Origin of the sequence: Stenotrophomonas maltophilia, from assembly GCF_002799245.1 — a bacterium.
Taxonomy (GTDB): Bacteria; Pseudomonadota; Gammaproteobacteria; order Xanthomonadales; family Xanthomonadaceae; genus Stenotrophomonas; species Stenotrophomonas maltophilia_S.
Genome location: NZ_NEQV01000008.1, coordinates 45925 through 57932, shown reverse-complemented (window position 1 = coordinate 57932; position 12008 = coordinate 45925). Strand labels below are relative to the sequence as shown.

The 12008-nt window shown below is 66.4% G+C and carries 14 protein-coding genes; 2 read left to right on the top strand and 12 right to left on the bottom strand.

All coding sequences use genetic code 11. From position 1 onward, the window contains the following. Positions 1–238 precede the first annotated feature (238 nt). A complete protein-coding gene (locus tag B9Y64_RS20000) occupies positions 239–559 on the bottom strand; it encodes a DMT family transporter (protein WP_005419816.1) in 321 nt (106 codons plus the stop codon). A 168-nt stretch (positions 560–727) separates the two neighbouring features. After that, positions 728–1522, bottom strand: coding sequence for an adenosylmethionine decarboxylase (gene speD / locus B9Y64_RS19995; protein WP_100442142.1), 795 nt, complete (start codon positions 1520–1522; stop codon positions 728–730). A 149-nt stretch (positions 1523–1671) separates the two neighbouring features. On the opposite strand from speD, the gene crp reads away from it, so the two are divergent. Beyond that, complete coding sequence (gene crp / locus B9Y64_RS19990) at positions 1672–2349, top strand: cAMP-activated global transcriptional regulator CRP (protein ID WP_100442141.1); 678 nt, start codon at positions 1672–1674, stop codon at positions 2347–2349. Positions 2350–2404: 55 nt separating this feature from the next. Next, positions 2405–3166, top strand: a complete 762-nt coding sequence (locus B9Y64_RS19985) for a sulfite exporter TauE/SafE family protein (RefSeq protein WP_088027604.1) — start codon at positions 2405–2407, stop codon at positions 3164–3166. A 130-nt stretch (positions 3167–3296) separates the two neighbouring features. Here the strand turns inward: B9Y64_RS19985 and B9Y64_RS19980 are convergent, their stop codons facing one another. The 10 genes from B9Y64_RS19980 to B9Y64_RS19935 all read right to left on the bottom strand — a co-directional run bounded on the left by B9Y64_RS19980 (position 3297) and on the right by B9Y64_RS19935 (position 11901). Continuing rightward, positions 3297–4013: a haloacid dehalogenase-like hydrolase gene (locus B9Y64_RS19980; protein ID WP_100442140.1), complete on the bottom strand. Its 717-nt coding sequence runs from the start codon at positions 4011–4013 to the stop codon at positions 3297–3299. Further along, on the bottom strand, positions 4010–4804 hold the full coding sequence (gene trpC / locus B9Y64_RS19975; protein WP_049426871.1) for an indole-3-glycerol phosphate synthase TrpC: 795 nt from the start codon (positions 4802–4804) through the stop codon (positions 4010–4012). Before trpC ends, B9Y64_RS19980 begins: the two co-directional genes overlap by 4 nt. A 74-nt stretch (positions 4805–4878) precedes the next feature. Next, on the bottom strand, positions 4879–5910 hold the full coding sequence (gene trpD, locus B9Y64_RS19970; protein ID WP_100442139.1) for an anthranilate phosphoribosyltransferase: 1032 nt from the start codon (positions 5908–5910) through the stop codon (positions 4879–4881). Between the two features lie 16 nt (positions 5911–5926). Continuing rightward, positions 5927–6514 carry an anthranilate synthase component II gene (locus B9Y64_RS19965; RefSeq protein WP_087923833.1) on the bottom strand — a complete coding sequence of 196 codons (588 nt, stop codon included), beginning with the start codon at positions 6512–6514 and terminating at the stop codon, positions 5927–5929. A 2-nt stretch (positions 6515–6516) separates the two neighbouring features. After that, on the bottom strand, positions 6517–7317 hold the full coding sequence (locus B9Y64_RS19960) for an SIMPL domain-containing protein (RefSeq protein ID WP_100442138.1): 801 nt from the start codon (positions 7315–7317) through the stop codon (positions 6517–6519). A gap of 67 nt (positions 7318–7384) precedes the next feature. Next, complete coding sequence (trpE, locus tag B9Y64_RS19955) at positions 7385–8860, bottom strand: anthranilate synthase component I (RefSeq protein ID WP_100442137.1); 1476 nt, start codon at positions 8858–8860, stop codon at positions 7385–7387. Positions 8861–9125: 265 nt separating this feature from the next. After that, on the bottom strand, positions 9126–10061 hold the full coding sequence (yegS, locus tag B9Y64_RS19950; RefSeq protein ID WP_100442136.1) for a lipid kinase YegS: 936 nt from the start codon (positions 10059–10061) through the stop codon (positions 9126–9128). Positions 10062–10341: 280 nt separating this feature from the next. Next, the gene (locus B9Y64_RS19945; RefSeq protein WP_100442214.1) at positions 10342–10824 is read right to left on the bottom strand and encodes a GNAT family N-acetyltransferase; all 483 of its coding nucleotides are present in this window, start codon (positions 10822–10824) and stop codon (positions 10342–10344) included. 12 nt (positions 10825–10836) lie between these two features. Further along, the gene (rpe, locus tag B9Y64_RS19940; protein ID WP_100442135.1) at positions 10837–11514 is read right to left on the bottom strand and encodes a ribulose-phosphate 3-epimerase; all 678 of its coding nucleotides are present in this window, start codon (positions 11512–11514) and stop codon (positions 10837–10839) included. Between the two features lie 57 nt (positions 11515–11571). Further along, complete coding sequence (locus tag B9Y64_RS19935; RefSeq protein WP_005411327.1) at positions 11572–11901, bottom strand: J domain-containing protein; 330 nt, start codon at positions 11899–11901, stop codon at positions 11572–11574. Between the last annotated feature and the right edge of the window lie 107 nt (positions 11902–12008).

The window sequence follows — 12008 nt, the reverse complement described above, 5'->3', positions numbered from 1 at the left end:
CACCAACGGTGGGGGCCTACCCAGGGCGCGGTGAGGACCTACACAGGGCGCGGTGAGGGCCTACCCAGGGCGCGGTGGGGCCTACCCAGGGCGCGGTGAGGACCTACCCAAGGGCACGGCGAGGACCTACCCAAGGGCGCGGTGAGGACCTACCCAAGGGCGCGGTGAGGGCCTACCCAGGGCGCGGTGGGGGCCTACCCAGGACATGGTGGGGCCCGACCGTTGGTCGGGCCACCTTTCAGTTCGGCGACACCAGCTTCAGGCCGATCACGCCGGCCACGATCAGGCCCACGCAGGCCAGGCGGGCCGGCGACGCACTGTCATTGAACAGATAGATGCCGAGCACGGCCACGCCCATGGCACCGATGCCGGTCCAGATCGCGTAGGCGGTGCCGACCGGGATGCTCTTCATCGCCTGGCTCATCAGGTACAGGCTGATCAGGGCGGACACCACCGTGGCAACGGTGGGCAAGGGTTTGCTGAAGCCTTCGGAGTACTTCATTCCGAGGGCGAAACCGATCTCGAACAGGCCGGCCAGCAGCAGGTAGATCCAGGGCATGGGTGGGGGCTCCTTACCTTTTTTGAAAAAAACGAAACGGCCCGGTGTTTTCACACCGGGCCGTGGGTCGGTACATCACCGTGGAACCCTATCGCGCATGCGACACCAGTTCCACGGGGCGGGTCGTCCCGCCTGGGCGGCGATGCCTGCGGGCATCGCGCATGGGGCTTACTCGGACAGGTTCCGGCCGTGGAACAGCTCTTCGATCTCGCGCTTGAGCAGCGTTTCGATCTTCATGCGTTCCTTGAACGACAGGTTCTTGGCCTTTTCCTCGAACAGGTACTGGTCCAGGTCGAAGTCCTTCAGGTGCATCTTCGTGTGGAAGATGTTTTCCTGGTAGACGTTGACGTCGAACATCTCGTAACGCGACTTGATGTTCTTGGCCAGGAAGTTCTGGATCGAGTTGATCTTGTGATCGATGTAGTGCTTCTTGCCCTTCACATCGCGGGTGAAGCCACGGACGCGGTAGTCCATGATCACGATGTCCGATTCCAGGCTCTCGATCAGGTAGTTCAGGGCCTTCAGCGGCGAAATGACGCCACAGGTGGCCACGTCGATGTCCGCGCGGAACGTCGCGATACCTTCCTGCGGATGGGTTTCCGGGTAGGTATGGACGGTGATGTGGCTCTTGTCCATGTGCGCGACCACGGCGTCGGAGATCAGCTCCTTGCCGGCCTGCTTCTTGTCGATCACCGGTTCTTCGGAGATCAGGATGGTCACCGAGGCACCCTGCGGGTCGTAGTCCTGGCGGGCCACGTTCAGGATGTTGGCGCCGATGATCTCGGCGACATCGGTCAAGATTTGAGTCAGCCTGTCGGCGTTGTACTCTTCATCGATGTATTCAATGTAACGCTGACGCTCCTCTTCGGTGCGCGCGTAACACACGTCATAGATGTTGAAGCTCAGCGCCTTGGTGAGGTTGTTGAAACCCTGCAGCCTCAGGCGAGGCAACGGCTTGACCACGGCGGTCGATTCCTGTGTAAGAAGGGAAAGGAGGAATTATGGGGCAAACTGCTCCCGGGGGGAACGTGAAGACGCAAGAGTTCTGGCACACTGTTTGCCCTTAACAATTGCGCTGGTTAAGCTCCGCTATCGACCCCGTGAATCCGTTCATGCGCAGAGGGAGCGCCCCTATCGTGTCAACCGTGCGCCTAGCTAGCAGTCCACTGGCCCTGGATATCGCCACAATCGATCGTTTCCTGGCGCACAGCCACAGGCGGCGATATCCCACCCGTACCGACGTCTTCCGACCCGGTGACCCGGCGGGAACCCTGTATTACGTCATCAGCGGCTCGGTTTCGATCATGGCCGAGGAAGATGACGATCGCGAGCTTGTGCTGGGCTACTTCGGTGCCGGCGAGTTCGTCGGCGAGATGGGCCTGTTCGTCGAATCGGACCGCCGCGAGGTGATCCTGCGGACCCGAACCGCCTGCGAGCTGGCTGAAATCAGCTACGAGCGCCTGCATCAGCTGTTCCTCGGCCCGCTGTCGGCCGATGCCCCGCGCCTGCTGTACGCGCTGGGCCAGCAGATTTCCAAGCGCCTGCTCGACACCAGCCGCCTGGCATTCCTGGACGTTACCGATCGGATCGTGCGCACCCTGCACGACCTGGCGCAGGAGCCGGAGGCAATGAGCCATCCGCAGGGCAGCCAGTTGCGTGTCTCGCGCCAGGAGCTGGCACGCCTGGTCGGCTGCTCGCGCGAAATGGCCGGCCGCGTGCTGAAGAAGCTGCAGACCGACGGCCTGCTGCATGCCCGCGGCAAGACCGTGGTGCTGTACGGCACCCGTTGATCGCCAGGTGGGTGCGGACCTTGGTCCGCACTCCTTCGCGCGCTAGGCTCGGTTCATGGAACTGAGCAGCGCATTCTGGTGGTTCATCCTCATCGGCCTCGGCGCACAGCTGGTGGACGGCGCCCTGGGCATGGCATTCGGCCTGGTATCGTCGTCGGTGATGCTGGCCATGGGCATTCCGCCCGCGCAGGCCAGCGCCGCCATCCACACCGCCGAGGTGTTCACCACTGGCGCCTCCGGCGTGTCGCATCTGGTCGCCGGCAATGTCGATAAGCGCTTGTTCCTGCGCCTGGCGCTGCCCGGCGCGGTGGGCGGCGCCGTGGGGGCCTACGGCCTGACCCAGCTGCCCGGCGAGGTGATCCGCCCGCTCATCTATCTGTACCTGCTGGTGCTGGCCATCATCATCCTGGCACGTGCCGCCGGCCGCCTGATGCCCAAGGGCGAGGTCAAGCGCGTGCCCGTGCTGGGCTTCGTGGCCGGCTTCCTGGACGCCAGCGGCGGAGGCGGCTGGGGGCCGGTGGCCACCTCCACCCTGCTGGCCCGCGGCGGCCAGGCGCGCACCACCATCGGCACGGTGAACGCGGCCGAGTTCGTGGTCACCCTGACCGTGTCAGCCACGTTCCTGCTGTCGATGGGGCTGCATCACCTGCAGATCGTGGCCGGCCTGCTGATCGGCGGCATGATGGCCGCTCCGGTGGCCGCTCTGCTGGTGAAGCGCCTGAAGGAGCGCTGGGTACTGGTGGCCGTCGGCGTGCTGGTACTGGGCATCAGCCTGTTCCAGATCGGTCACGCGGTGTACGGGCACCTGTACCGCTGACCGCTGGCCGGGCCATTTGCCGGCCAGCGGCCGGCACTACCGGGACGGAGAAGGGTCGTGCCGGCCGCTGGCCGGCAGATCCATTACCCGTGCGATGGGGCCAGAGCCCCTTCAGGGATCTGACCCCGGGCTAGGCCTTGTCGCCGCCGCGGTCCACGCAGCCCCAGTTGAGGATGCGGGTGCCAGCCGGCAGCACACGGCGGAAGAAGTCCACCCGGCCCGGCTTCGGGTTCACCACCACCGGCGCCTTGGCCGCCAGCAGCAACGGCAGATCGGCGGTGCTGTCGGAATAGGCGATATCGATTTCGCCATAGCCGCGCTCGCGCAGCATGCGCATCTTCTCTTCGTTGTGGCAGTGGCGGGTCGGGCCAACGCCGCCCAGCCGCGGGCCGACCTCGGTACCGATCACCGGCACGTCCTGATGGGCCGCGAAGGCCAGGATCGCGCGCGCCAGCTCTGGCGGCGCGCCGGTGGCCACCACCACGCGGTCGCCCTTGGCACGGTGCGCGGCGAACACCTCCAGCGCCTGCGGCAGCAGCTTGGCGCGCATCTGCGCCTGGTTGCGCAGCACGTAGGCGTCGATCACCTTGTTGAAATCACGCGCACGGTGCAGGCCGAAGCTGCCGATCCACACATAGACCGAGATGCCCGCGCGACGGGTCGGCAGCATCGCCACCATCGGCCCGGCGATCGGCGTGACCAGCAGCGCGGCCAGCATGCGCAACGGGTTGCGCTTGATCAGCGAGGCGAACAGGTGGGTGCCCGAATCGCCGTCGTAGAGGGTGTGGTCGAAGTCGAAGACCACCAGCGGCGCGTCCTCGCGCGGCGTTGGATAGTGCGTTTTCATGCTGCGAAGAATAGCTGACGCAGGCCCTCGCCCGGCTCTTCCACGCGCATGAAGGCCTCGCCGACCAGGAAGGCATGGATGCCGGCATCGCGCATCAGCGCCACGTCCTGCGGGCCGAGGATGCCGCTCTCGGTGACCAGCAGGCGGTCACGCGGCACCGCCTTCTGCATGTCCAGCGTGGTCTGCAGCGACACCTCGAAGGTGCGCAGGTTGCGGTTGTTGATGCCGATCATCGGCGCCGGTACCTGCAGCGCGCGCTCCAGCTCATCGATGTCGTGCACTTCCACCAGCACGTCCATGCCCAGCGACAGCGCCAGTTCGGACAGCGTGGCCAGCTGCGTGTCGTCCAGCGCGGCCACGATCAGCAGGATGCAGTCGGCGCCCAGCACGCGTGCCTCGTACACCTGATAGGCATCGATCACGAAGTCCTTGCGCAGCACCGGCAGCGTGCACGCCTCGCGGGCCTGCTGCAGGTAAGCATCGGCGCCCTGGAAAAAGTCCACGTCGGTCAGCACCGACAGGCAGCTGGCGCCACCGAACTCGTAGCTGACAGCGATGTCGGCCGGGCGGAAATCCGGGCGGATCACGCCCTTGGACGGGCTGGCCTTCTTCACCTCGGCGATCACCGCCGGGTCGCCATTGGCCACCGCCGCCTGCAGTGCGCGCACGAAGCCACGTACCGGCGGGGCGCTGGCCAGGGCGGCCTGCAGCTCCTCAAGCGGGCGCTGGGCGCGGCGCTGGGCCACTTCTTCGGCCTTGCGGGCCAGGATCGTCTGCAGAATGTCGCTCATCGTCTTCGGTTCGGTGCGGGGGCGGTGAGGACGGCCATTATCGGCCATCGAAGGGGTCAGGCTGAACCGCGCGCTCAGGCAACCAGCGCGTGGGTGGTCTCGACATACTGCAGCAGGCGCTGGCGGGCGCTGCCGTTGGCAATGGCGGCACGGGCACGGGCCAGGCCGTCACCGATGTCGCTGGCCACGCCGGCCACGTACAGCGCGGCGCCGGCGTTCAGCGCGACGATGTCCAGCGCCGGGCCGGGCTCGTTGTCCAGCACGGCGCGCAGCATCTGGATGGACTGCTCCGGGCCGTCCACGCGCAGGTTGCGGCTGGCCGACATGGCGATGCCGAAGTCTTCGGGGTGGATCTCGTACTCGCGCACCTTGCCGTCGCGCAGTTCGCCGACCAGGGTGCCCGCGCCCAGCGAGATCTCATCCATGTTGTCGCGGCCCCAGACCACCATCGCACGCTCGGTGCCCAGCTCGCGCAGCACGCGTGCCTGGATGCCTACCAGATCGGGATGGAACACGCCCATCAGCACCGACGGTGCGCTGGCCGGGTTGGTCAGCGGGCCGAGGATGTTGAAGATGGTGCGCACGCCCATCTCGCGGCGTACCGGCGCGACGACCTTCATCGACGGGTGATGGATCGGCGCGAACATGAAACCGATGCCGGTCCGCTCGATGGCCGTGGCCACCTGGTCCGGCTGCAGTTCGATCACCGCGCCCAGCGCTTCCAGCGCATCGGCGCTGCCGGACTTGGACGACACGCTGCGGTTGCCATGCTTGGCCACGCGAGCACCGGCGGCGGCGGCCACGAACATCGCGCAGGTGGAAATGTTGAAGGTGTGCGAACCATCGCCACCGGTACCGACGATATCAACCAGGTTGGCGGTGTCGGCCACCGGCACTGGCCGGGCGAATTCACGCATCACGGTGGCCGCCGCGGCGATTTCGTCCACGGTCTCCTTCTTCACCCGCAGGCCGGTGAGGATCGCTGCGGTCATCATCGGCGACACGTCGCCGCGCATGATCTGCCGCATCAGGTCGACCATTTCGTCGAAGAAGATTTCGCGGTGCTCGATGGTGCGATGCAGGGCTTCCTGGGGGGAGAAGCTCATGGGAATGCTCCTTGGATCAGGCCGCCGGGCGCTGCAGGAAATTGCGCAGCAGGGCGTGGCCGTGTTCGGTGAGGATGGATTCGGGGTGGAACTGCACGCCCTCCACCGGGAACTGGCGGTGGCGCAGGCCCATGATCTCTTCGATCGAGCCGTCGTCGTTTTCGGTCCAGGCGGTCACTTCCAGCGCGTCGGGCAGGCTGTTCTTGTCCACCACCAGCGAGTGGTAGCGGGTGGCCTGGTAGCGGTCCGGCAGGCCGGCGAACACGCCCTTGCCTTCATGGCGGATCGGCGAGGTCTTGCCGTGCATGATGTTGCCGGCACGGATCACGGTGCCGCCGTAGACCTGGCCGATGCCCTGGTGGCCCAGGCACACGCCGAGGATCGGCGTGGTCGGGCCCAGGCGCTGGATCAGCTCCAGCGACACGCCCGCTTCGTTGGGCGTGCACGGGCCGGGCGAGATGACGATGCGCTCGGGCTTCTGCGCGGCGATCTCGTCCACGCTCATCGCATCGTTGCGCACCACCTTCACCTCGGCGCCCAGCGTCTGCAGGTACTGCACGAGGTTGTAGGTGAAGCTGTCGTAGTTGTCGATCATCCACAACATGGTCAGGTTCCGTCGCTTATCAGGAAAATGGCGTATACGTTTTCGGTGTAGGTGATGGGCGCGGCCACCAGCAGTTCGCCAGCAGCCGGCGCCGGCGCCGCGCGGCTGCCAGTGACCTGTATCCGCTCCAGGGCGGTGCTATCGCCTCCTGCATAGCCATCCCCACCTGCGGCCTGGCTTGCATTCGGCCAACTGCCTGCCTGCACGCCGTAGGCGAAACTGGGGGCCACATCGGAAATGCTGTAAAGGCCGGTGATCTTCGCGCCGTAAGCCCCGGCCAGCCCCTTGGCCGACGCCCGGGTCTCGGCAGCTGCCTCGGCCTTCAGTTCGGCGCGCAGACGCGCCGCATTGGCATAGGTGGGCACGGCCGTGCTCACCTGCACTTCGCGGCTGGCCTTCAGATCACCCAGGAAATCCTTCAGTGCTTCGGCACTGGCAAATGACGCGGTCAGGCTGCGGCTCGCCTCGATACCGTTGAACACTTCTTCATCATCGCGGTAGCGCGTCGACGGCGTGATGCTCAGGTTGTCCGCACGCACGCTGTCCTTGAGGGCACCATGCTTCTCGAAGAGCTGCAGCACCCGCTCGGTGTTTCCCTGCACGCGCTGGCGGGCAACGCTGGTCTGCATGTCGACCGACGCCAGCGCCACCTTCACGGTGAAGCGGTCCGGCATGACGGTGCGGGTGGCACTGCCCTTCACCAGCAGGTGCGGCTGCGAAGGAATGGTATTGGCCTGCGCCCACGCAGACGGGGCCATCGTGGCCAGCAGTGACGACCACAGCAATGCGCTCAGCAGCTTCATGCGGTACTCCTTGTCTTGAATGGGAACAGCGGAAGGTGCCGCGGCGCAGGCCGCGGCACGGGGAGCTTCACAGGCCCTTGGCGGCCTGGGCAACGGCGCGGAACAGCGCGCGGCCCTTGTTCATCGTCTCGTCCCATTCCTTGTCCGGGTCCGAGTCGTAGACGATGCCGGCGCCGGCCTGCACGCACAGGCGGCCATCCTTGATCACCGCGGTGCGGATCGCGATCGCGGTATCGGCATCGCCGTGCCAGCCGATGTAGCCGATGCTGCCGGCGTAGACGTTGCGCTTGATCGGTTCCAGTTCGCGGATCACTTCCAGCGCGCGGATCTTGGGCGCGCCGCTGACCGTGCCGGCCGGGAAGGTGGCACGCAGCACATCGGCATAGCTCAGGCCCGGCTGCAGCTGCCCGGTCACTTCGCTGACGATATGCATGACGTGGCTGTAGCGTTCAATCACGAACTGCTCGCCCACTTCCACGGTGCCGGCCTTCGACACGCGGCCGGCATCGTTGCGGCCGAGGTCGATCAGCATCAGGTGCTCGGCGCGTTCCTTCGGGTCGGCCAGCAGCTCGGCTTCCAGCGCCAGATCCTGCTCGACGGTGGCGCCGCGCGGGCGGGTACCGGCGATCGGACGCACGGTGACTTCGCCATCCTGCAGGCGCACCAGGATTTCCGGCGAGGAGCCGACCACCTGCAGGTCACCGACATCCAGGAAGTACATGTACGGCGATGGGTTCAGTGCGCGCAGCGCACGGTATACATCCACCGGGCGCGCCTTGAACGGCACGCTCAGGCGCTGGCTGAGCACCACTTGGAAGATGTCACCGGCGCGGATGTATTCCTTGCTGCGCTGGACCGCATCGACGAAGCCTTCGCGGGTGAAACCGGAGACGAAATCGGATTCATCCAGCACGTCGCTGTTGAGCGGCGCCGGATAGCCGGCACCCGGTGCACGCAGCTTCGCGGTCAGTGCATCCAGGCGCGCCTGGGCCTGTTCGAAGGCGCCGTCGAGGCGCGGGTCGGCATGCACGATCAGGTACAGCCGGCCCTTGAGGTTGTCGAATACCGCCAGCTCGTTGGAGTCCAGCAGCAGGATGTCCGGCGTGCCCAGCTCGTCGCGGCCGGCCGTCGGGGCCAGGCGCGGTTCGATGTAGCCGATGCACTCGAAACCGAACCAGCCGACCAGGCCACCGGTGAAGCCTGGCAGGCCTTCCAGCTTGGGCACCGAGTGGGCGCTGCGCAGCGCCTCGACTTCGGCGAAGGGGTCGGCCACCTCGCGGGTTTCCACCACCTGGCCGTCTTCGCGCACGGTCAGCGTGTGCCCATGGAAGGCGTACACGCGGCGCGCCGGCAGGCCGATGATCGAGTAACGACCAAAGCGCTCGCCGCCTTCGACGGATTCAAACAGGTAGGTATTGGGGCCGTCGGCGAGCTTCAGATAGACCGAAAGCGGCGTGTCCAGGTCGGACAGCACTTCACGGACGACGGGAATATGGGTGTGGCCTTCAGCGGCCTGCAGCTGAAACTGAGCGTGCGAGTTCAAGACGACTTTCCTTCCGGGACACAGCGTTATGGGGGCGGACGACGGCAACGGGCCACCATCGCCACCAACGGCGTGCGGAAGAAAAGGTATGCGGGGTCGTCAGGCTGTACACCCCTTGACTGTATCGCAGGATCGGCGGGAGGGAAACCCTTGGAAACTGAACCACGGCGAGCACGGTGCCGGTGATGGGGGCTGTGGCGCGGACCGCGGCGGCGACCTATGCGGGACCGGCGGCGGGGACCGGGACGACTCTACCCAGCCGGCTCTACCCCTGCCCGGCCAGCAACGGGCAACCGGCCGGCAGGTGCATCCGTACGCGGCCCGGCACGCATTGGATGCGGAACTGGCGGGCCTGCACCGGCTCGCCGTCCAGGTTGAGCGTCAGCGGGCGCTCGGATTCCACCTGCAGCCACGGCAGCCGCGCGCGCGTGGCCAGCTGCTCCAGTGCCGCCTGGGTGCCGGACTTGAACATCTGGCCCAGGGTGGCAGTGACCTCCCCCTCCAGTTCCGGAAGCACGGTGACATCCAGCAGCCCGTCGTCGATCACCGCCTCCGGGCACAACTGCTGGCCGCCCCCCGCCTGGCGGCCATTGCCGATGCCCAGCGCGATGAAGTCACCTTCCCAGGCGAACTGCGGACCGGACAGGCGCGCGTTGACCGGCTCGATGCGACCGAGCTTGGCGATGCCGGTGATCACATAGGCCAGGCCACCCAGCATCTTCTTCAGGCCCGCATCGGTTTCCACCGTGACCTGCGTGCCGAAGCCACCGCTGGCGAGATTGGCGCACCACCAGGGCGTGCCATCGGCATCGACGCGCAACAGGTCGACCGCGCGTGGCACCGTCTGCGCGATCAGCGCGAAGGCTTCCTGTGGCTCGGTGGGAATGCCTGCCGACGTGGCGAAGTCGTTGGCGGTCCCCATCGGGATCAACGCCAGCGAGGGCAGCGCATCGGCCACTTCCCTGCGGTGCGCCAGGGTTTCCGCAACAGCACTGAGCGTGCCGTCACCGCCCGCCGCCACGATGACATCCACGCCATGCTCGATCGCCTCGGCCACATAGCGCTCAGCGTCGCCGTCCTCCCAGGTCACCCGCACTTCCAGCTGCACCCCCTGCCCGCGCCAATGACCGACAGCGTCGCGCAACGCATCGTTGCCAGCAGATTTGCCGTTGAGGATCAGGCGCCAGCGTGGTGCGGTCATGCGGAGCTTCCAGGGCGGGGTGGCACAGGCTAGCAACGTGCTGTTTGCCCGCGGTGAATGTCACGCAGGTGTCATTCAGCTGCTGGAGAATGGAAGGCCATAGCAGGGACGATGGATGGAGGCAGGATCAGCCTCCCACGCATGCAGCGAGGCCACGCCAGTGATTGGCGTGGCTTTTTTTTGGGTGCACGGGGAGTGCGAACCAAGGTTCGCACCCACCAGGCTGCGGTTCGCACCCAGCCGGTTGGTAGATCCACGCCATGCGTGGATGCATTTCGCCTCACCCGTTGGCGAAATCGTGCAGTGCCTGGCCCTGCAGCCGGTACACGGTCCACTCGTCCTGCGGCTTCGCACCGGCGGCGGTGTAGAACTCGATGGCCGGGGTGTTCCAGTCCAGCACCGACCATTCGAAACGACCGCAGCCCTCGGCCACGGCCTGGCGTGCGATGTACTTCAACAGCGCCTTGCCGGCACCGGCGCCGCGCTTTTCCTGGCTGACATACAGGTCTTCCAGGTAGATGCCCTTGCGGCCCAGCCAGGTGGAATAGTTGTAGAAGTACACCGCATAGCCGATCGCTTCGCCATTGGCTTCGCAGATCAGCGCGCACGCGGTGGCATCGGCACCGAACAGGCTTTCGGCAATGCCGATCTCATCGGTCTGCACCGAATGCTCGGCCTTCTCGTAGATGGCCAGCTCGCGGATGAAATGCAGGATCAGGCCAGCATCGGCAACAGTGGCCGGGCGGATGTTCAACACGGCCACCGTGCTCATGGCTCAGCCCCGCGCCGCAGCGACATTCGCGCGCATCTGCGCGATCACGTCCTGGTAGCTGGTCTTGGCGTTGAAGATGGCCGAACCGGCGACAAAGGTATCGGCGCCGGCAGCGGCGATCTCACCGATGTTGTCGGCCTTCACGCCGCCGTCGATCTCCAGGCGGATGTCCTTGCCGCTGGCGTCGATCATCCTGCGCACGACGCGCAGCTTGTCCAGCGCCGAGGGGATGAAGGCCTGGCCACCGAAGCCCGGGTTGACCGACATCAGCAGCACCAGGTCCAGGTCATCCAGCACCCAGTCGAGGATGTCCACCGGCGTGGCCGGATTGAGCACGATGCCGGGCTTGCAGCCCAGCGAGCGGATCAGCTGGATGGTGCGGTGCACGTGGCGGCTGGCCTCCGGGTGGAAGCTGATGTAGGTGGCACCGGCCTCGGCGAAGTCCGGAATGATGCGGTCCACCGGCTCGACCATCAGGTGCACGTCGATCGGCGCAGTCACGCCGTGCTTGCGCAGGGCCTGGCAGACCATCGGGCCGATGGTCAGGTTCGGCACGTAGTGGTTGTCCATCACGTCGAAGTGGACCCAGTCGGCGCCGGCGGCGAGGACGTTGTCGACTTCCTCGCCGAGGCGGGCGAAGTTGGCGGAGAGGATGGACGGGGCGATGAGGCAATTGGACATGGCCGGGGCCTTCGGAACGGGGAAAAGGTTCTCCCGCCCGCAGGCGGGGCTCAGGGGTCAGCGCTTGCGCAGGGTCTTGATGCGGTCGTAGGCGGCATTGATCCGCCGCGACTTCTGCTCGGCCTGCTGCTGCAGCTCGGGGGCGGCGCCGCCAAGCTTGTCGGGGTGGTACTGGGAGATCAGCTTGCGGTAGGCGCGCTCGACCTCGGCATCGGTGGCCTCGGAGGTCAGCCCCAGCTCCCGGTACGGGTTCTCCTTGTTCAGGCGGAACCAGTCCGAATCGAAGGCATGGCCGATCAGCAGGCCGACCACCGCGCCGAACAGCGGATTGGGCCGGAACAGCAGGGCGCCGGCGATGAATCCGAGCAGTTTTCCGTACCAGCGCATGGCGCTCCGGGGTCGGCCGACGAAATGGACGCTCATTTTACGTCACAGCGGGCCCGGACGGCTTTACACTAGGCCGCCCGCTGGTCAGCGGGCCCGCCGGGTCCGTT

Excerpts from the sequence above, each read along its gene's own strand:
- B9Y64_RS20000 (WP_005419816.1), bottom strand. The coding sequence starts at position 559 with ATGCCCTGGATCTACCTGCTGCTGGCCGGCCTGTTCGAGATCGGTTTC.
- crp (WP_100442141.1), top strand. The coding sequence starts at position 1,672 with ATGCGCAGAGGGAGCGCCCCTATCGTGTCAACCGTGCGCCTAGCTAGC.
- B9Y64_RS19985 (WP_088027604.1), top strand. The coding sequence starts at position 2,405 with ATGGAACTGAGCAGCGCATTCTGGTGGTTCATCCTCATCGGCCTCGGC.
- B9Y64_RS19980 (WP_100442140.1), bottom strand. The coding sequence starts at position 4,013 with ATGAAAACGCACTATCCAACGCCGCGCGAGGACGCGCCGCTGGTGGTC.
- trpC (WP_049426871.1), bottom strand. The coding sequence starts at position 4,804 with ATGAGCGACATTCTGCAGACGATCCTGGCCCGCAAGGCCGAAGAAGTG.
- trpD (WP_100442139.1), bottom strand. The coding sequence starts at position 5,910 with ATGAGCTTCTCCCCCCAGGAAGCCCTGCATCGCACCATCGAGCACCGC.
- B9Y64_RS19965 (WP_087923833.1), bottom strand. The coding sequence starts at position 6,514 with ATGTTGTGGATGATCGACAACTACGACAGCTTCACCTACAACCTCGTG.
- B9Y64_RS19960 (WP_100442138.1), bottom strand. The coding sequence starts at position 7,317 with ATGAAGCTGCTGAGCGCATTGCTGTGGTCGTCACTGCTGGCCACGATG.
- yegS (WP_100442136.1), bottom strand. The coding sequence starts at position 10,061 with ATGACCGCACCACGCTGGCGCCTGATCCTCAACGGCAAATCTGCTGGC.
- rpe (WP_100442135.1), bottom strand. The coding sequence starts at position 11,514 with ATGTCCAATTGCCTCATCGCCCCGTCCATCCTCTCCGCCAACTTCGCC.
- B9Y64_RS19935 (WP_005411327.1), bottom strand. The coding sequence starts at position 11,901 with ATGCGCTGGTACGGAAAACTGCTCGGATTCATCGCCGGCGCCCTGCTG.